General features: G+C 63.1%; 1 protein-coding gene. It reads right to left on the minus strand.

What is annotated here, in order from left to right; translation table 11 throughout:
• Window positions 1-217 (minus strand): amino acid permease (locus J5M58_RS27790; protein WP_207880784.1); only part of this gene is annotated, 217 nt, incomplete at both ends.

Below are 217 nucleotides of genomic sequence, written 5' to 3' on the forward strand. Positions count from 1 at the left end.
AAGGCGAACAGGCAGATCAGGGCAAACAGCAGCAGCGGCACCACCTTGGCCACGGTGGTGACCAGGTTGATGAACGCCGCTTCCTTGATGCCGCGCAGCACCAGGAAGTGCACCGCCCACAGCAGCAGCGAGGCGCAGCCGATGGCGATTGGCGTGTTGCCCTCGCCGAACACCGGGAAGTAGAAGCCCAAGGTGCTGAACAGCAGCACGAAGTAGC

Origin of the sequence: Pseudomonas sp. 32_A (assembly GCF_017490905.1) — a bacterium.
In the GTDB taxonomy this organism is placed as follows: Bacteria; Pseudomonadota; Gammaproteobacteria; order Pseudomonadales; family Pseudomonadaceae; genus Aquipseudomonas; species Aquipseudomonas inefficax.